The organism is Enterobacter cloacae complex sp. 2021EL-01169 (genome assembly GCF_020733125.1).
In the GTDB taxonomy this organism is placed as follows: domain Bacteria; phylum Pseudomonadota; class Gammaproteobacteria; order Enterobacterales; family Enterobacteriaceae; genus Enterobacter; species Enterobacter roggenkampii.
Map to the genome: position 1 here is coordinate 1 of NZ_JAJFTC010000015.1, position 16742 is coordinate 16742.

15 protein-coding genes and 2 tRNA genes are annotated in these 16742 nt (G+C 57.1%); 12 read left to right on the top strand and 5 right to left on the bottom strand.

Annotated elements, in window-relative coordinates; translation table 11 throughout:
* The first annotated feature begins 138 nt into the window (after nucleotides 1-138).
* A tRNA-Asp gene (locus LLF79_RS22805) sits at nucleotides 139-215 on the top strand.
* Between the two features lie 53 nt (nucleotides 216-268).
* A tRNA-Trp gene (locus LLF79_RS22810) sits at nucleotides 269-344 on the top strand.
* 99 nt (nucleotides 345-443) lie between these two features.
* Here LLF79_RS22810 and hdfR read toward each other — a convergent pair.
* Nucleotides 444-1265, bottom strand: a complete 822-nt coding sequence (gene hdfR, locus LLF79_RS22815) for an HTH-type transcriptional regulator HdfR (RefSeq protein WP_023293582.1) — start codon at nucleotides 1263-1265, stop codon at nucleotides 444-446.
* 118 nt (nucleotides 1266-1383) lie between these two features.
* On the opposite strand from hdfR, the gene LLF79_RS22820 reads away from it, so the two are divergent.
* Nucleotides 1384-1722: a DUF413 domain-containing protein gene (locus LLF79_RS22820; protein WP_008501577.1), complete on the top strand. Its 339-nt coding sequence runs from the start codon at nucleotides 1384-1386 to the stop codon at nucleotides 1720-1722.
* A 30-nt stretch (nucleotides 1723-1752) separates the two neighbouring features.
* On the opposite strand, the gene LLF79_RS22825 is transcribed toward LLF79_RS22820, so the two are convergent.
* Nucleotides 1753-3273, bottom strand: a complete 1521-nt coding sequence (locus LLF79_RS22825) for a YifB family Mg chelatase-like AAA ATPase (protein WP_023293581.1) — start codon at nucleotides 3271-3273, stop codon at nucleotides 1753-1755.
* Between the two features lie 340 nt (nucleotides 3274-3613).
* On the opposite strand from LLF79_RS22825, the gene ilvL reads away from it, so the two are divergent.
* The 7 genes from ilvL to ilvA all read left to right on the top strand — a co-directional run bounded on the left by ilvL (nucleotide 3614) and on the right by ilvA (nucleotide 10164).
* Nucleotides 3614-3712: an ilv operon leader peptide gene (gene ilvL, locus LLF79_RS22830; protein ID WP_001311244.1), complete on the top strand. Its 99-nt coding sequence runs from the start codon at nucleotides 3614-3616 to the stop codon at nucleotides 3710-3712.
* A gap of 86 nt (nucleotides 3713-3798) precedes the next feature.
* Nucleotides 3799-3849, top strand: coding sequence for a peptide IlvX (gene ilvX / locus LLF79_RS22835; protein ID WP_166792073.1), 51 nt, complete (start codon nucleotides 3799-3801; stop codon nucleotides 3847-3849).
* Nucleotides 3850-3851: 2 nt separating this feature from the next.
* Nucleotides 3852-5498: an acetolactate synthase 2 catalytic subunit gene (gene ilvG / locus LLF79_RS22840; protein WP_021242826.1), complete on the top strand. Its 1647-nt coding sequence runs from the start codon at nucleotides 3852-3854 to the stop codon at nucleotides 5496-5498.
* Nucleotides 5495-5758: an acetolactate synthase 2 small subunit gene (gene ilvM, locus LLF79_RS22845; RefSeq protein WP_003860184.1), complete on the top strand. Its 264-nt coding sequence runs from the start codon at nucleotides 5495-5497 to the stop codon at nucleotides 5756-5758. Before ilvG ends, ilvM begins: the two co-directional genes overlap by 4 nt.
* Nucleotides 5759-5776: 18 nt before the next feature.
* Entirely contained in the window at nucleotides 5777-6706 is a 930-nt protein-coding gene (ilvE, locus tag LLF79_RS22850; RefSeq protein WP_014885677.1) for a branched-chain-amino-acid transaminase, read from the top strand.
* A 60-nt stretch (nucleotides 6707-6766) separates the two neighbouring features.
* Complete coding sequence (gene ilvD / locus LLF79_RS22855; RefSeq protein WP_227880476.1) at nucleotides 6767-8617, top strand: dihydroxy-acid dehydratase; 1851 nt, start codon at nucleotides 6767-6769, stop codon at nucleotides 8615-8617.
* 2 nt (nucleotides 8618-8619) lie between these two features.
* The gene (gene ilvA, locus LLF79_RS22860) at nucleotides 8620-10164 is read left to right on the top strand and encodes a threonine ammonia-lyase, biosynthetic (RefSeq protein WP_023315026.1); all 1545 of its coding nucleotides are present in this window, start codon (nucleotides 8620-8622) and stop codon (nucleotides 10162-10164) included.
* Between the two features lie 45 nt (nucleotides 10165-10209).
* Here ilvA and ilvY read toward each other — a convergent pair whose 3' ends face one another.
* Nucleotides 10210-11100, bottom strand: a complete 891-nt coding sequence (gene ilvY / locus LLF79_RS22865; protein ID WP_023293577.1) for an HTH-type transcriptional activator IlvY — start codon at nucleotides 11098-11100, stop codon at nucleotides 10210-10212.
* Nucleotides 11101-11252: 152 nt separating this feature from the next.
* Here ilvY and ilvC point away from each other — a divergent pair, with 152 nt between their 5' ends.
* A complete protein-coding gene (gene ilvC / locus LLF79_RS22870) occupies nucleotides 11253-12728 on the top strand; it encodes a ketol-acid reductoisomerase (RefSeq protein ID WP_008501571.1) in 1476 nt (491 codons plus the stop codon).
* Between the two features lie 85 nt (nucleotides 12729-12813).
* Here the strand turns inward: ilvC and ppiC are convergent, their stop codons facing one another.
* The gene (gene ppiC / locus LLF79_RS22875) at nucleotides 12814-13095 is read right to left on the bottom strand and encodes a peptidylprolyl isomerase PpiC (RefSeq protein WP_008501570.1); all 282 of its coding nucleotides are present in this window, start codon (nucleotides 13093-13095) and stop codon (nucleotides 12814-12816) included.
* Nucleotides 13096-13180: 85 nt separating this feature from the next.
* On the opposite strand from ppiC, the gene rep reads away from it, so the two are divergent.
* Nucleotides 13181-15205: a DNA helicase Rep gene (gene rep / locus LLF79_RS22880; protein ID WP_227880479.1), complete on the top strand. Its 2025-nt coding sequence runs from the start codon at nucleotides 13181-13183 to the stop codon at nucleotides 15203-15205.
* A 51-nt stretch (nucleotides 15206-15256) separates the two neighbouring features.
* Here the strand turns inward: rep and gppA are convergent, their stop codons facing one another.
* The gene (gppA, locus tag LLF79_RS22885; RefSeq protein WP_227880481.1) at nucleotides 15257-16741 is read right to left on the bottom strand and encodes a guanosine-5'-triphosphate,3'-diphosphate diphosphatase; all 1485 of its coding nucleotides are present in this window, start codon (nucleotides 16739-16741) and stop codon (nucleotides 15257-15259) included.
* Between the last annotated feature and the right edge of the window lies 1 nt (nucleotide 16742).

The window sequence follows — 16742 nt, forward strand, 5'->3', positions numbered from 1 at the left end:
CCATGCCGAACTCAGAAGTGAAACGCCGTAGCGCCGATGGTAGTGTGGGGTCTCCCCATGTGAGAGTAGGGAACTGCCAGGCATCAAATTTAGTAGTAAGCCGGTGCATTAATCCGGTGGTTACAAGCAGTCTTCGGTGGAGCGGTAGTTCAGTCGGTTAGAATACCTGCCTGTCACGCAGGGGGTCGCGGGTTCGAGTCCCGTCCGTTCCGCCACTTATTAAGACATTAAGCCTGCCTTACTGGCAGGCTTAATGGCAAAAAACTTTAGGGGCGTAGCTCAGTTGGTAGAGCACCGGTCTCCAAAACCGGGTGTCGCGAGTTCGAGTCTCTCCGCCCCTGCCATATAGAATCCTTTGCTTCGGCAAAGGATTTTTTTTTGCCTGAAAGACTGTAAAAACGCCTCTTCTTACTATTCAGCCAGCATTCCTGCTGGCTGATGTATCAATCCATTACATTGATTTTTAACAGATCTTTTATCTGCGACTGCTTATCACTGTTTTGCAGCCAAATCGCATACAGCGGTCTGGTAAGCGTGGTGGAATCCATTACGGTATGCAGCCCAGCTTTAGTGTCTGCCCAGCGAACAGGTAACCAGGTACAACCTCTCAGCAAGGGCAGTTGCTGACAGGCGATCTCTGCAGAGCTGGTCGTTAACTGTGGGACGTCATCAGGTGCAATCAAGCCCGTCTCATGCTGCTGAAAATCAGGCCCCCATTCCAGGCGCAAATAGGTCAGGTCTGCCTTCATCATCGAAGGTTCAGAGGCATAAAGCGCCAGGCCAAACTGGCCCACAATCTGGCTGCTAAATTCGTCCATCTTGGGGGCTTCGGTTGTGATAAGAAGATCAAGCTGGCGCTCATGAAGTTGCTTAACCAGCGACTGCCGTTGCGCAATCCTGGCTTCAAATTGCAGGTGGCTATGAGATTGATAAAGCCGGGAAAGCCACTGACTGAGCATACATTCCCACAGGGAAGCGCTGGCCCCTATCGAGAACTCATTATGCCTCGAAGTATGTGCAACCTCTTTGCGTGCCGCCTGCCAAGTATTCATCAGCGTTTCTGCGTACGGCAGTAGTTTTTCGCCGGCGGGCGTGAGGCGGATATTGTTGCGATGGCGGGTAAAAAGATTCACACCCAGTTGATTTTCCAGCTGTCGAATACGAAAACTGACTGCTGACTGCGTCAGGTAAAGGGCTTCAGCTGCTCGCCCAAAGTGGCGTGTTCTGCTCACTTCAAGGAAAGTTTTAAGCAATTCCGTATCCACATCTTTCTCCGCAAAATTATTTGTCGTTATGATTTAAATGTTTTGTTTTACACTCTGTCAAGCGTAACTAATACTCCGCGCCATAAATAGCTCGGCCAAAGAATTAGGAGCGTGTAGGATGGCGGAAAGCTTTACGACGACTAATCGTTTTTTCGACAATAAACATTATCCGCGCGGGTTCTCTCGTCACGGCGATTTCACCATCAAAGAAGCTCAACTGCTTGAGCGCCATGGTTATGCCTTTAACGAGCTGGATCTGGGCAAGCGTGAGCCTGCTACTGAAGACGAAAAACAGTTTGTTTCTGTTTGCCGTGGTGAGCGTGAGCCGCAGTCTGAAGCGGAACGTGTATGGATCAAGTATATGGCACGCATTAAGCGTCCAAAGCGCTTCCATACGCTGTCTGGCGGTAAGCCGCAGATGGAAGGTGCAGAAGACTACACCGAGTCTGATGACTAAGATGATAAGAAGGGGCTACGGCCCCTTTTTTTATGCCAGCAACTTCTGCAGGTGCAGCAGCAAACGATCGATAGCGCGATAACTCAGCGCCTCCTGCAAGTGTTTCCTCTCAATGTCAGTACATCCCTCCACGTCAGCAATGGTTCTGGCCACTTTTAGCAAACGTTGCCACGCACGTATAGACAGCCCAAAGCGCGTCAATGTCTCTTCAAGCCATCCTGCATCTTCACTATTAAGCGAACAAAACTGCCGGATCCCGGCATTATCAAGCCGAGCATTCAGCCTGTTTTGACGGGCGTATTGTCGTGCCTGGGCAGCGATCACCCGCCCGCGCACTTTTGCTGAGCTCTCACCCGTTATGCCCGTCTGCCTGAGCAGGCCCGGCGGCGGAAGGGGGATTTCGAGAGACAAATCGAAACGGTCGAGGAATGGGCCGGAAAGCTTTCCCAGATAGCGCAGCGTCTGCTCTGGCGTACAGCGGTTATGGTTGCCCTGATAATGCCCCGTGGGGCTGGGGTTCATCGCAGCGACCAGTTGAAACTGCGCGGGATAGCTTATTTTGGCCCGCGTGCGCGAGATATGTATCTCACCAGATTCAATTGGTTCTCTCAGTGCATCCAGCACGCGACGCTCAAACTCAGGCAACTCATCAAGAAACAGAATGCCATTGTGTGCTAGTGAGATCTCACCCGGTCCGGGGATAGACCCACCGCCGACCATTGCCGTCAGTGAAGCGCTATGATGTGGGGAACGAAAAGGGCGACGGCGCCACTGTTTTTGCAACGATGCCGAACTGATGAGGCTATATATGGCAGCGCTTTCCAGCGCTTCATGATTATTGAGCGGCGGGAGCAACCCGCTCAACCTGCTCGCCAGCATCGTTTTACCTGTACCAGGCGGGCCAATCAGCAGGAGATTGTGTCCACCTGCAGCCGTAATCTCCAGCGCCCGTTTACCTTGCTCCTGTCCCATGATCTCACTGAGATCTTCTGGCGCATCTGCTACAGCCTCGTCGCACTCCTCCGGCTCGGACAGTTCATGTCGGCCTTCCAGCCAGGCACACACTTCCTGAAGATGCCCGGCGATAAGGCACCCCTTTTCGGCAATAAGACTCACTTCTGATGCGTTTTCATTGGCGACAATGATTTGCCGCCCTGCACGAATGGCTTCCAGCGCTCCCGATATCGCACCGGGAACGCCTCTCAATGCGCCTGTGAGCGCGAGTTCACCCACGAACTCGTACGAGCCTAGCCTGGTCGTAGTAAGCTGCTCAGAAGCCGCGAGAAGCGCAATTGCGATAGGTAAATCGTATCGCCCGCCCTCTTTGGGCAGATCGGCGGGGGCAAGGTTGATGGTGATCTTCTTCGCGGGGAAGGTATAACCACTATTTATTATTGCGCTGCGAACGCGATCCCTGGCCTCTTTAACCGTCGTTTCAGGTAACCCGACAAGCGTGAGTCCGGGCAGCCCATTACTCAAATGAACCTCTACGGAAACAAGCGGTGCCTTTACCCCGAGAGCCGCACGCGTATAAACAACTGACAGTGACATTTGCACTACCTCCTGGTGTGACTATGCCAGTGTGCGTTATGCCTGTTTAGCGCTATTTAGCGAATTTACGCTGCCTGTTCAGGGGTTTTAAAAGCATAATGAAACTATTGCACAATCGTGGAACCCTCCTCGCAGAGCGAAAAAAACCTGTTTTGACGGTTAGCGGAGGAGTAAAAAAGTGAAAAATATTCATTTTCTAATTTCCGTATATAAAACAACGATTTTAAGAAATATGATTCGCGGGCTAACCAAATCCGTCATAAATAAATCTTGTGTTTGATTTAAAAACTGTGATAACTCTTTAGGTATTCCTTCGAACAAGATGCAAAAAGAACTGAAAATGACAGCCCTTCTACGAGTGATTAGCCTGGTCGTGATTAGCGTGGTGGTGATTATTATCCCACCGTGCGGGGCTGCACTTGGACGAGGAAAGGCTTAGAAATCAAGCCTTAACGAACTAAGACCCCCGCACCGAAAGGTCCGGGGGTTTTTTTATGACTAAAAAACGTAAATGAGGAGCAGAGAATGACGACTAGCACAAAATTCTGTTTCTCCCGATTTATGACGGGGAACTAACTATGAATGGGGCACAGTGGGTAGTACATGCGTTGCGCGCGCAGGGAGTCGAGACAGTATTCGGTTATCCGGGTGGCGCAATTATGCCGATTTACGATGCACTGTATGACGGCGGCGTGGAGCACCTGTTGTGCCGACACGAGCAGGGCGCAGCGATGGCCGCCATCGGTTATGCCCGTGCCACCGGTAAAACCGGTGTCTGTATGGCGACCTCAGGTCCGGGCGCAACGAACCTCATCACCGGTCTGGCAGACGCGCTGCTGGATTCCGTTCCCGTTGTTGCCATCACCGGACAGGTTGCCTCTCCGTTCATCGGCACCGACGCGTTCCAGGAAGTCGATGTACTCGGTTTATCGCTGGCCTGCACCAAACACAGTTTTCTCGTTCAGTCTCTGGAAGAGCTGCCGCGCGTAATGGCAGAAGCATTCGAGGTTGCCAGCTCCGGTCGCCCTGGTCCGGTTCTGGTCGATATCCCGAAAGATATCCAGGTCGCACACGGCGAACTGGAGCCGCACTTCTCCACCGTTGGAAACGACGACGCCTTTCCGCATGCGGAAGTCGAAGAGGCCCGTCAGATGCTGGCGCAGGCGAAACAGCCGATGCTGTACGTTGGTGGTGGCGTAGGTATGGCGCAGGCGGTTCCTGCCCTGCGCGAATTTATCGCGGCAACGCAAATGCCTGCCACCTGCACGCTGAAAGGGTTGGGTGCGGTAGATGCCGATTACCCCTACTATCTGGGCATGCTGGGGATGCACGGCACCAAAGCGGCAAACCTGGCGGTGCAGGCGTGCGATCTGCTCATCGCCGTAGGCGCCCGTTTTGACGACCGCGTCACCGGTAAGCTGAATACCTTTGCGCCGAACGCCAAAGTTATCCATATGGATATCGACCCGGCGGAGATGAACAAGCTGCGTCAGGCGCACGTCGCGCTGCAGGGCGATCTCAACGCGCTGTTACCGGCATTGCAGCAGCCGCTGGATATCAACGCATGGCGTCAGCATACCGCCGACATGCGCGCTGAACACGCCTGGCGTTACGACCACCCCGGCGAGGCCATCTACGCGCCGCTGCTGTTGAAGCAGTTGTCCGACCGTAAGCCCGCCGACAGCGTGGTGACGACCGATGTCGGCCAGCATCAGATGTGGTCCGCCCAGCACATGACCTACACCCGTCCGGAAAACTTCATCACTTCCAGCGGGTTAGGGACGATGGGCTTCGGTCTGCCAGCCGCGGTTGGCGCACAGGTTGCCCGCCCGAACGATACCGTTATCTGTATCTCCGGTGACGGCTCCTTCATGATGAACGTTCAGGAGCTCGGCACCGTGAAGCGCAAGCAGTTACCGCTGAAGATCGTGTTGCTCGATAACCAGCGTTTAGGGATGGTTCGCCAGTGGCAACAGCTGTTCTTCCAGGAACGTTACAGTGAAACCACCCTGACCGATAACCCCGATTTCCTCACCCTGGCCAGCGCCTTCGGCATTCCTGGTCAGCACATCACCCGTAAAGACCAGGTTGAAGCGGCACTCGACACCATGCTGTCAAGCGAAGGGCCATACCTGCTTCATGTCTCAATCGACGAGCTTGAGAACGTCTGGCCGTTGGTACCGCCCGGTGCCAGTAACTCACAAATGCTGGAGAAATTATCATGATGCAACATCAGGTCGCCGTGCAGGCTCGCTTCAACCCGGAAACATTAGAACGCGTTTTGCGCGTGGTGCGTCATCGTGGTTTTCAGATTTGCTCTATGAATATGGAGACGGCCACCGACGCGCAAAACATCAGTATCGAATTAACCGTTGCCAGCCCGCGGCCGGTCGACTTACTGTTTAGTCAGTTATCAAAGCTGGTAGACGTTGCCCATGTTGCCATCTGCCAGAGCACAACCACATCACAACAAATCCGCGCTTAAGCGTGACAGGACGAAAAAATGACGACAAAAAAAGCTGATTACATTTGGTTCAACGGTGAGATGGTTCGCTGGGAGGACGCGAAGGTCCACGTGATGTCCCACGCGCTGCATTACGGTACCTCCGTGTTTGAAGGCATCCGCTGCTACGATTCTCACAAAGGGCCAGTGGTGTTCCGCCATCGCGAACACATGCAGCGTCTGCATGACTCAGCCAAAATTTATCGTTTCCCGGTTTCTCAGAGTGTGGATGAGCTGATGGAAGCCTGCCGCGAGGTGATCCGTAAGAACAACCTCACCAGCGCCTATATTCGTCCGCTGGTCTTCGTGGGCGACGTCGGCATGGGCGTGAACCCGCCAGCCGGTTACAACACCGATGTGATCATTGCCGCGTTCCCATGGGGTGCCTACCTGGGTGCTGAAGCCCTTGAGCAGGGGATCGACGCAATGGTCTCTTCCTGGAATCGCGTTGCACCCAACACCATCCCGACCGCGGCGAAAGCGGGCGGTAACTACCTTTCTTCCCTGCTGGTCGGCAGCGAAGCGCGCCGTCACGGTTACCAGGAAGGTATCGCGCTCGACGTGAATGGCTACATCTCCGAAGGCGCAGGTGAAAACCTGTTTGAAGTGAAAGACGGCATTCTGTTTACCCCGCCATTCACCTCGTCCGCGCTGCCGGGCATCACCCGTGATGCCATCATCAAGCTGGCGAAAGATCTGGGTATCGAAGTGCGCGAGCAGGTGCTGTCTCGCGAATCCCTGTACCTGGCCGATGAAGTGTTCATGTCCGGTACCGCGGCTGAAATTACGCCGGTGCGTAGCGTAGACGGCATTCAGGTGGGCGAAGGCCGCTGTGGCCCGGTGACCAAACGCATTCAGCAAGCGTTCTTTGGCCTCTTCACCGGCGAGACAGAAGATAAATACGGCTGGTTGGATCAGGTTAATCACTAAATATAAATTTGGGACGGCACGCACCGTCCCATTACATAGTCAGACGGGAGTAAATAAAGCATGCCTAAGTATCGTTCAGCCACCACCACCCACGGCCGTAATATGGCGGGTGCCCGCGCACTGTGGCGCGCCACCGGAATGACCGACGCCGATTTCGGCAAGCCAATTATCGCCGTGGTGAACTCCTTCACCCAGTTTGTGCCGGGCCACGTGCACCTGCGCGATCTCGGTAAGCTGGTTGCCGAGCAAATCGAAGCCTCCGGCGGCGTGGCGAAAGAGTTCAACACCATTGCGGTGGATGACGGTATCGCGATGGGCCATGGGGGCATGCTCTATTCACTCCCGTCGCGCGAGCTGATCGCCGACTCGGTAGAGTACATGGTTAACGCCCACTGCGCCGATGCGATGGTCTGTATCTCCAACTGCGACAAAATCACCCCGGGGATGCTGATGGCCTCCCTGCGCCTGAACATTCCGGTGATCTTCGTCTCCGGTGGCCCGATGGAAGCGGGGAAAACCAAGCTCTCCGACAAAATCATCAAGCTCGACCTGGTCGATGCGATGATTCAGGGCGCGGACCCGAAAGTCTCTGACGAGCAGAGTGACCAGGTGGAGCGCTCCGCGTGCCCGACCTGCGGCTCCTGTTCCGGTATGTTCACGGCGAACTCCATGAACTGCCTGACCGAAGCGCTGGGTCTGTCTCAGCCGGGCAACGGCTCGCTGCTGGCGACCCATGCCGACCGTAAGCAGCTGTTCCTCAACGCCGGTAAACGCATCGTTGAACTGACTAAGCGCTACTACGAGCAGGACGACGCCAGCGCGCTGCCGCGCAGCATCGCCAGTAAAGCGGCATTCGAGAACGCCATGACCCTGGATATCGCCATGGGCGGTTCCACCAACACCGTTCTGCACCTGCTGGCCGCCGCGCAGGAAGCCGAAATCGACTTCACCATGAGCGACATCGACAGGCTCTCCCGTAAAGTGCCGCAGCTGTGTAAGGTCGCGCCAAGTACGCAGAAGTACCACATGGAAGACGTGCACCGTGCCGGTGGCGTCATCGGTATCCTCGGCGAGCTGGATCGCGCCGGGCTGCTGAACCGTGACGTGAAAAACGTGCTCGGCCTGACGCTGCCGGAATCGCTGGACCAGTACGACGTGATGCTGACCAAAGACGACGCGGTGAAAAAAATGTTCCGCGCGGGCCCTGCCGGTATTCGTACTACCCAGGCGTTCTCGCAGGACTGCCGCTGGGATACCCTGGACGATGACCGCGCTGAAGGCTGCATCCGCTCGCTGGAGCATGCCTATAGCAAAGACGGCGGCCTGGCCGTGCTGTACGGTAACTTTGCGGAAAATGGCTGCATCGTGAAGACCGCTGGCGTGGACGACAGCATTCTGAAATTCACCGGTCCGGCGAAGGTGTACGAAAGCCAGGATGAAGCGGTAGACGCCATCCTCGGCGGCAAAGTGGTGGAAGGCGACGTGGTGGTCATTCGCTACGAAGGGCCAAAAGGCGGGCCGGGCATGCAGGAGATGCTCTACCCGACCACCTTCCTGAAATCGATGGGCCTCGGTAAAGCCTGTGCGCTGATCACCGACGGTCGTTTCTCCGGCGGCACCTCCGGCCTCTCTATCGGCCACGTCTCGCCGGAAGCGGCAAGCGGCGGCAACATCGCCATCATCGAAGACGGCGACATGATCGAAATCGACATTCCGAATCGCGGCATTCAGCTCAAGCTGAGCGACCAGGAGATCGCGGCCCGTCGTGAAGCGCAGGAAGCGCGCGGCGATAAAGCCTGGACGCCGAAAGACCGCCAGCGTGAAGTTTCCTTCGCCCTGCGCGCCTACGCGAGCCTTGCCACCAGTGCAGATAAAGGCGCGGTGCGCGATAAATCTAAACTTGGGGGCTAATGATGGCCGAGTCACAACCCTTATCCGCCGCCCCCGAGGGGGCGGAATATCTCAGGGCGGTGCTGCGCGCACCGGTCTATGAAGCCGTTCAGGTCACGCCCCTGCAGAAAATGGAAAAACTCTCTTCGCGCCTGGACAACGTTATTCTGGTGAAGCGCGAAGACCGCCAGCCGGTGCACAGCTTCAAGCTGCGCGGTGCCTACGCGATGATGGCCGGGCTGACCGACGAGCAGAAAGCGCGCGGGGTGATTACCGCATCGGCGGGCAACCACGCGCAGGGCGTGGCGTTCTCGTCTGCCCGTCTGGGGCTGAAGGCGCTGATCGTGATGCCGGTTGCTACCGCCGACATCAAGGTCGACGCGGTGCGCGGTTTCGGCGGCGAAGTCTTGCTCCACGGGGCCAACTTTGACGAAGCAAAAGCCAAAGCGATCGAGCTGGCGCAGCAGCAGGGCTTCACCTGGGTGCCGCCGTTCGACCACCCGATGGTGATTGCCGGCCAGGGCACGCTGGCGCTTGAGCTGCTGCAGCAGGATGCCCATCTCGACCGGGTCTTTGTCCCGGTGGGCGGCGGTGGTTTAGCCGCAGGCGTGGCGGTGCTGATCAAACAGCTGATGCCGCAGATCAAAGTCATTGCCGTGGAAGCGGAAGACTCCGCATGCCTGAAAGCGGCGCTGGATGCCGGGCATCCGGTCGACCTGCCGCGCGTCGGGCTGTTTGCCGAGGGCGTGGCGGTGAAGCGCATTGGCGACGAAACCTTCCGCCTGTGCCAGGAGTATCTCGACGATATCGTCACCGTCGACAGCGACGCGATCTGCGCGGCGATGAAGGATCTGTTCGAGGACGTGCGTGCGGTGGCGGAACCGTCCGGCGCGCTGGCGCTGGCGGGGATGAAAAAATACATCGCGCAGCACAACATTCGCGGCGAGCGGCTGGCGCACGTGCTGTCTGGTGCGAACGTGAACTTCCACGGCCTGCGCTACGTTTCCGAGCGCTGCGAGCTGGGCGAACAGCGGGAAGCGCTGCTGGCGGTGACGATTCCGGAAGAGAAGGGCAGCTTCCTCAAGTTCTGCCAGCTGCTGGGCGGTCGTTCGGTGACGGAGTTCAACTACCGCTTTGCCGATGCCAAAGATGCCTGCATTTTTGTCGGCGTGCGTCTGAGCCGTGGCGTGGAGGAGCGCAAAGAGATCCTCAGCCTGCTGCATGAGGGCGGCTATAGCGTGGTCGATCTCTCCGACGACGAGATGGCGAAGCTGCACGTGCGTTACATGGTCGGCGGCCGTCCTTCGAAGCCGCTCAGGGAACGCCTGTTCAGCTTTGAGTTCCCGGAATCGCCGGGCGCGTTGCTCAAGTTTCTGCACACGCTGGGCACGCACTGGAACATCTCTCTGTTCCACTACCGCAGCCACGGCACCGACTACGGCCGCGTGCTGGCGGCGTTCGAACTGGGCGAGCACGAGCCGGATTTCGAAACGCGGCTGAACGAGCTGGGCTACGAGTGCCATGACGAAACCCACAACCCGGCGTTCCGCTTCTTCCTGGCAGGCTAAGGGCTGAGCGGCATGTAGGCAGGGTAAGCGCAGCGCCACCCGGCTTTAGTGGTTCGGCAGTATCGTCCAGAACGCATCAATAAGCGGCTCATGCAGCCGCTTTTTTTGTGCGCACACGCCAAGCTCAAACGGCGTTTTCTCGTCGCTGCGCTCTAAAATCATCACGCGATTGCGCACCGGCTCCGGGCTGTTGTCCAGCACCACTTCCGGCAGCAGCGCCACGCCGCAGCCCAGCGCCACCATCGACACCATCGCCTCATGGCCGCTGACGGTGGCGTAAATCGACGGGTTGCTGATTTTCTGACGGCGGAACCACAGCTCAATGCGGCGGCGAACCGGGCCCTGATCGGCCATGATAAACGGCACCGTGGACCAGTCTGGTTTTTCCACCGATACCTGGTTACGCACCGGGCAGGGCAGCGCCGGGGCAATCAACACCACCGCCAGATTTTCCAGCATCGAGAACGCTACCGCGCCCGGCAGGGTTTCCGGCTTCCCGGCAATGGCGAGATCCGCTTCGCCCGTCACCACTTTTTCCATCGCGTCGGCAGCGTCGCCGGTAGTGAGCTTAATTTCAACCGACGGATGCGCCGCGCGAAAGCGGTCAAGGATGGGCGGCAGATGGCTGTAGGCGGCGGTCACGGAGCAGAAAATATGCAGCTCACCGGAGAGTGACGGCCCCTGCTGATCGATAGAGTGCCGCAGCTGCTGGTACTGCAACAGCGTCTGCTGGGCAAAAATACGCAGCTCTTCGCCCGCTTCCGTGAGGGTGACGGTGCGGTTATCGCGCACGAACAGCGGCTGGCCGAGGTCTTCCTCAAGGCGCTGGATCTGGCGCGAAAGCGTGGAGGGGCTGACGTGCATCGCCCGGGCGCTGCGGCCAAAGTGACGGCTTTCCGCCAGGTGCAGGAACATTTTCAGATCGCGTAAATCCACCGATTCCACTCCCTCTTTTTACATTGCATAAATTGCAATGTGACGTTGTGAATATATCAATTTCCGCAATAAATTTCCTGTTGTAATGTGGGTACATTCTCGCTGAAACGCGAACCGAACAATAAGACACACAACATCACGAGGTATCACCCATGGCTAACTACTTTAATACACTGAACTTGCGCCAGCAGCTGGCGCAGCTGGGCAAATGCCGCTTCATGGCGCGCGATGAATTTGCCGATGGCGCGAGCTACCTTCAGGGTAAAAAAGTGGTCATCGTCGGCTGTGGCGCACAGGGTCTGAACCAGGGCCTGAACATGCGTGACTCCGGTCTGGATATCTCCTACGCCCTGCGCAAAGAAGCGATTGCCGAGAAGCGTGCCTCCTGGCGCAAAGCGACCGAAAACGGCTTCAAAGTGGGTACCTACGAAGAGCTGATCCCGCAGGCGGATCTGGTGGTTAACCTGACGCCGGACAAGCAGCACTCAGACGTTGTGCGTTCCGTACAGCCGCTGATGAAAGACGGCGCTGCGCTGGGTTACTCACACGGCTTCAACATTGTTGAAGTGGGCGAGCAGATCCGTAAAGACATCACCGTGGTGATGGTGGCACCGAAGTGCCCGGGTACCGAAGTGCGTGAAGAGTACAAGCGTGGTTTCGGCGTGCCGACGCTGATCGCGGTTCACCCGGAAAACGATCCGAAAGGCGAAGGCATGGCGATTGCCAAAGCGTGGGCAGCGGCGACCGGCGGCCACCGTGCGGGCGTGCTGGAATCGTCCTTCGTTGCCGAAGTGAAATCCGACCTGATGGGCGAGCAGACCATTCTGTGCGGCATGCTGCAGGCCGGTTCTCTGCTGTGCTTCGATAAGCTGGTTGAAGAGGGCACCGACCCGGCATACGCGGAAAAACTGATTCAGTTCGGCTGGGAAACCATCACCGAAGCGCTGAAGCAGGGCGGTATTACGCTGATGATGGACCGTCTGTCCAACCCGGCAAAACTGCGTGCTTACGCCCTGTCTGAACAGCTGAAAACCATCATGGCGCCGCTGTTCCAGAAACATATGGACGACATCATCTCCGGCGAGTTCTCGTCCGGCATGATGGCGGACTGGGCAAACGACGACAAGAAACTGCTGACCTGGCGTGAAGAGACCGGTAAAACCGCGTTCGAAACCGCGCCACAGTATGAAGGTAAAATCGGCGAGCAGGAGTACTTCGATAAAGGCGTGCTGATGATCGCGATGGTGAAAGCAGGCGTTGAGCTGGCGTTCGAAACCATGGTGGATTCCGGCATCATTGAAGAGTCTGCGTACTACGAATCACTGCACGAGCTGCCGCTGATCGCGAACACCATCGCCCGTAAGCGTCTGTACGAAATGAACGTGGTTATCTCTGATACTGCAGAATACGGTAACTACCTGTTCTCTTACGCCTGCGTACCGCTGCTGAAAGAGTTTATGACCACTCTGCAGCCGGGCGATCTGGGTAAAGCGATTGCAGAAGGTGCCGTGGACAACGCGCAGCTGCGCGATGTGAACGAAGCCATTCGCAGCCACCAGATCGAGAAAGTGGGTCACAAACTGCGTGGCTACATGACCGACATGAAGCGTATCGCGGTAGCGGGTTAACAACCTTGTCGGGTGGCGCTTCGCTAACCCGACCTACAAAACCGTAAGATGTAGGCCGGGTAGGCGCAGTCGCCACCCGGCTTGTTTATTTGCGGTACAGCACTTTAATCACGTGGTAGCCGAACTGCGTGTGCAGCGGGCCGGTTGGCTCCAGCACCGGGCAGGAGAAGACCACTTTATCGAATGCCGGTACCATCTGACCCTGGCGGAATTCACCCAGATCGCCGCCGCGTTTGCCTGACGGACAGATAGAGTGCTTCTTCGCCAGCTTGCCGAAGTCGGCGCCGTTTTTGATCTGCTCCAGAAGATCCAGAGCCAGTTTCTCTTCTTTAACAAGAATATGCAGTGCTGCTGCTGTTTTTGCCATGATCGTGCCTTGAGTGGTATGGATTAGGCTCGCTATACTACCACGCTGTTATTCTCCCCTCCTGACTTTCATTGAGTGATCATTTATGCGTTTAAACCCCGGACAACAACAAGCCGTCGAATTTGTCACCGGACCGTGTCTGGTGCTGGCGGGTGCAGGATCCGGCAAAACGCGCGTTATCACCAATAAGATTGCGCACCTGATCCGCGGCTGCGGCTATCAGGCCCGGCACATTGCGGCGGTAACCTTTACCAATAAAGCGGCGCGTGAGATGAAAGAGCGTGTCGGCCAGACGCTGGGACGAAAAGAGGCGCGCGGCCTGATGATCTCCACCTTCCACACGCTGGGGTTGGATATCATCAAACGCGAGTATGCTGCGCTGGGAATGAAGTCCAACTTCTCGCTCTTCGATGACACCGACCAGGTGGCGTTGCTCAAAGAGCTCACCGAGGGGTTGATCGAAGATGACAAGGTGCTGTTGCAGCAGCTGATCTCAACGATCTCAAACTGGAAAAACGATCTGATGACCCCGGCCCAGGCCGCGGCGATCGCCAAAGGCGAACGGGATCGGATCTTCGCCCACTGCTACGGTCTGTACGATGCACATATGAAAGCGTGCAACGTGCTGGACTTTGACGACCTGATTTTGCTGCCCACGCTGCTGCTGCAGCGGAACGAAGAGGTTCGCGAGCGCTGGCAGAACAAAATTCGCTATCTGCTGGTGGATGAGTATCAGGACACCAACACCAGCCAGTACGAGCTGGTGAAGCTGCTGGTGGGGCAGCGCGCGCGTTTCACCGTGGTCGGCGACGACGACCAGTCAATTTACTCCTGGCGCGGCGCGCGTCCGCAAAACCTGGTGCTGCTGAGCAAAGATTTTCCCGCTCTGCAGGTGATTAAGCTGGAGCAAAACTACCGCTCCTCCGGGCGTATCCTGAAGGCAGCAAACATCCTGATTGCCAATAACCCGCACGTGTTTGAGAAGCGTCTCTTCTCCGAGCTGGGTTACGGTACTGAATTGAAGGTGCTCAGCGCCAATAATGAAGAGCATGAGGCGGAGCGCGTGACGGGCGAACTGATCGCCCACCACTTCGTCAATAAAACCGAATATAAGGATTACGCGATCCTCTATCGCGGCAATCACCAGTCGCGCGTCTTTGAAAAGATGCTGATGCAGAACCGCATCCCGTACAAAATTTCGGGCGGTACGTCGTTCTTCTCACGGCCAGAGATTAAAGATCTGCTGGCCTATCTGCGCGTCCTCACGAACCCGGATGACGACAGCGCGTTTCTGCGCATCGTGAATACGCCGAAGCGCGAGATTGGCCCTGCGACGCTGCAAAAGCTGGGCGAGTGGGCGATGACGCGTAATAAAAGCCTGTTTACCGCCAGCTTCGACATGGGGCTGAGCCAGACGTTAACCGGCCGCGGTTACGATTCGCTAACGCGATTCACCCACTGGCTCGGCGAAGTGCAGCGTCTCGCGGAGCGCGAGCCGGTGGCGGCGGTGCGCGATCTTATTCACGGCATCGACTATGAGTCCTGGCTGTACGAAACCTCGGCCAGCCCGAAAGCCGCTGAGATGCGCATGAAGAACGTTAACCAGCTGTTCAGCTGGATGACCGAAATGCTGGAGGGCTCTGAAATCGACGAGCCGATGACCCTGACGCAGGTCGTCACCCGCTTTACCCTGCGCGACATGATGGAGCGCGGCGAGAGCGAAGAAGAGACCGATCAGGTACAGCTGATGACGCTGCATGCGTCAAAAGGTCTGGAGTTCCCGTATGTCTATCTGGTTGGTATGGAAGAGGGGTTATTGCCGCACCAGAGCAGCATTGACGAAGATAACGTCGACGAGGAGCGCCGCCTGGCCTACGTAGGGATTACTCGCGCGCAGAAAGAGCTGACGTTCACACTGTGTAAAGAGCGCCGTCAGTATGGCGAACTCGTCCGCCCGGAGCCGAGCCGTTTCCTGCTGGAGCTGCCGCAGGACGACCTGATCTGGGAACAGGAACGCAAAGTGATTACCGCAGAAGAGCGGATGCACAAGGGGCAGGCTAACGTGGCGAACATTCGCGCCATGCTGGCAAAAGCCAAAGAGAAAGGATAATGATGAGTAGGCCGGGTAAGGCGAAGCCGCCACCCGGCAATGTTCAGCGTATTACTTCACTTCCAGCACCCAGTGCACATAGCTTTGCCACTGGCACTCCTGCTCGATCATCTCTGCCCCAAGCGGGTGACGCTCAATCCAGTTTTCCGGTAACGTCAGCGACAGTTTTTCGTCATCGGCCACCAGATTGATTGCAGGCAACAAATCATCGCGACGGCGGCTGGCAAAGAGAATCGCCAGACGCAGCAGGCGGCACAGATGCTCGGCTACGCGCGGCGGTACGGCGTTTTGCTGATGCAATGATGAGAGATCAACGGCGTTGGTCTGGTTCAGCAGCAGCGTTGCCAGCAGCTTTTTCTGTGCGGGCGTGTAGCCCGGTAAATCCAGGTTGCGGACCAGATATGCTGCGTGAGCGGGGGCCTGCTTAAAATCAATGCTCAGCCCCACTTCATGCAGCGCACAGGCGCTCAGCAATAAATCGCGGCTCAGATGATCAAGATCCCAGGCGTTAGCGACCTGGTCGGCAAAGCGTGATGCCAGCTGCGATACGCGTCCTGCCTGATCGATATCAACCAGAAAACGACGCTGTACGTTGCGCAGGGTTCGGCTGCGGATATCCTGATCGACCGACAGATGCAGCATCCCGTAGACCAGGCCTTCGCGCAGCGCGCCGCCGGCAAGGGTCATACACTGGATGTTGAGCTCGGTGAAAATGGCGATCAGAATGGCCAGCCCGCTCGGGAAGACCAGCGCGCGTTCCAGCGTCAGGCCTTCAATTTCCAGTTCTTCCAGGCGTCCGCACTGGATGGCGCGCTGTTTTAGCTGCTGAAGTTTGGCAAGCGTAATCCGCTCGTCCATTCCCTGCGCCATCATGATTTCCTGCAGGGCCTGCACGGTCCCCGACGCACCCACGCACACTTTCCAGCCGTGATAGCGCAGTTCGTCCATCACGGGACGTAATACCTCGCGCGCGGCATTTTCTGCCTCGTCGAAGTTCTCTTTACCCAGATTACGATCGGTAAAATAGCGCTCAAGCCAGGTCACGCAGCCCATCGACAGGCTGAACAGCGACGTAGCCTGCGCGCCGGTGCCGGTCACCAGCTCGGTACTGGCTCCGCCGATATCCACCACCAGGCGGCGATCGTCACCCCCCGTGGTGTGTGCAACCCCCTGATAAATCAAGCGAGCTTCTTCTTCACCGCTAATAACCTGAATCGGGCAACCGAGAATCTCCTGCGCTCTGGCAATAAAATCCACGGCGTTAACCGCCAGGCGGAGTGTCGCAGTGGCGACAACGGTGATTTGGGCGTGCGGGATATCCTGCAGACGCTCGGCAAAGAGTCGCAGGCACTGCCAGCCACGTTCCATGGCTTCAGGCGAGAGGTGATTGTCGCTGCTCAGGCCCGCCGCGAGGCGGACCTTGCGCTTAATGCGCGTCAGCGTTTGTATGCTTCCCGCCACCTCGCGCACAACCAGCATATGAAAACTATTCGAACCGAGATCAATTGCCGCATAAAGCGAGGTGGAGCTGAGCATA

Coding starts and splice junctions, on each gene's coding strand:
- LLF79_RS22820 (WP_008501577.1), top strand. CDS start 1,384: ATGGCGGAAAGCTTTACGACGACTAATCGTTTTTTCGACAATAAACAT.
- LLF79_RS22825 (WP_023293581.1), bottom strand. CDS start 3,273: ATGTCACTGTCAGTTGTTTATACGCGTGCGGCTCTCGGGGTAAAGGCA.
- ilvL (WP_001311244.1), top strand. CDS start 3,614: ATGACAGCCCTTCTACGAGTGATTAGCCTGGTCGTGATTAGCGTGGTG.
- ilvG (WP_021242826.1), top strand. CDS start 3,852: ATGAATGGGGCACAGTGGGTAGTACATGCGTTGCGCGCGCAGGGAGTC.
- ilvM (WP_003860184.1), top strand. CDS start 5,495: ATGATGCAACATCAGGTCGCCGTGCAGGCTCGCTTCAACCCGGAAACA.
- ilvE (WP_014885677.1), top strand. CDS start 5,777: ATGACGACAAAAAAAGCTGATTACATTTGGTTCAACGGTGAGATGGTT.
- ilvD (WP_227880476.1), top strand. CDS start 6,767: ATGCCTAAGTATCGTTCAGCCACCACCACCCACGGCCGTAATATGGCG.
- ilvA (WP_023315026.1), top strand. CDS start 8,620: ATGGCCGAGTCACAACCCTTATCCGCCGCCCCCGAGGGGGCGGAATAT.
- ilvC (WP_008501571.1), top strand. CDS start 11,253: ATGGCTAACTACTTTAATACACTGAACTTGCGCCAGCAGCTGGCGCAG.
- ppiC (WP_008501570.1), bottom strand. CDS start 13,095: ATGGCAAAAACAGCAGCAGCACTGCATATTCTTGTTAAAGAAGAGAAA.
- rep (WP_227880479.1), top strand. CDS start 13,181: ATGCGTTTAAACCCCGGACAACAACAAGCCGTCGAATTTGTCACCGGA.
- gppA (WP_227880481.1), bottom strand. CDS start 16,741: ATGCTCAGCTCCACCTCGCTTTATGCGGCAATTGATCTCGGTTCGAAT.